Annotated in this window: 1 protein-coding gene; it reads right to left on the bottom strand. The window is 69.0% G+C overall.

Annotation, left to right across the window (positions count from 1 at the left end; genetic code table 11):
• Window positions 1-226 precede the first annotated feature (226 nt).
• On the bottom strand, window positions 227-919 hold the full coding sequence (locus tag ACFWP5_RS52525; RefSeq protein WP_384174587.1) for a 4a-hydroxytetrahydrobiopterin dehydratase: 693 nt from the start codon (window positions 917-919) through the stop codon (window positions 227-229).
• Window positions 920-1025: the final 106 nt, after the last annotated feature.

Here is a 1025-nt window from a genome sequence, read left to right on the forward strand (position 1 = left end):
GTCGTTGGTCGGTCACCTCGAGCCCGAGCTCGTCGAGACGGCAGAAGGTAGTCAGATCAGCGCGTGCGAACCCAGCAGGGCTCGCCGCGACGGTAGCGTCGGGCACGTCGAGGTCTTCCGGATGGCTTGTGTGAGAACTTCCATCCTCGGGAGGCCTCGACGCCTGTCCGGTCAACGACGCGCCGGGCCACCGATCGCGAACCACACCCGCAACTGTGAAGAGTCCCTAAAGCGACTCGCGGCCCTGCCAGGTGGTCAGGCACGCGCGGTTGCCCTGCGGGTCGGCCAGCACCCAGAACGCCGGCGCGGCGGTGTCGTCGACCAGCTCGCCGCCGGCCTCGATCGCGGCGGCGATCCGGTCCTCGACCATCTCGGGCGGGATCCGCAGGTCGAGGTGCCAGCGCTGCCGCGGAACGTCGTGGGCGTCGGTGGGCTGGAACCAGATCGTCGCCCGACGCCCGGTGGCGTCGCGGATCTGGATCTCCCCCCAGGCCTCAACGGTGTCGTAGTCGAGCAGCGCCGCCCAGAACGGCCTGATCTCTGCCTCGTCGGCCGAGTCGAGGCCGAGCTCGAGCACGCTGGTGCGCTCCGGGTGCGGCGTGGCCCCGGCGGCCAGGGCCAGCTCGCTGATGGTCAGGGCCAGCACCACGTCGCGCGAGGTCACCCCGCCGACGTCGTGACTGATCAGCCGGACGTCGAGCCGCCCGTAGGCCAGGTCGAGGTCGGGGTAGTGGTTCATCTCCTCGGCGGCCAGCGTGATCGCGTCGACCAGTTTGACCGCACTGACGAAGTCGCCGGTGTCGAAGCTGGCATGGAGGCGGTCGATCAGCATCCGCCAGTCGGGCAGCTGTTCGCTGACCAACTCCTGCTCGGTCAGCGTGCGCTTCGGGTCGGGCGGGGTCTCGGTCTTGTCGCTCACTCACGTCACCTTCTGTCCGATCGGCTGGGGGTTGTAGGCGACTCTGGCACAGGCCACCGACACGTGTTCTCACAGGCCGCGACTACACCCTGGATTGTGAAGAGCC

Source organism: Streptomyces sp. NPDC058469, from assembly GCF_042721125.1.
Lineage (GTDB): Bacteria > Actinomycetota > Actinomycetes > Streptomycetales > Streptomycetaceae > Streptomyces.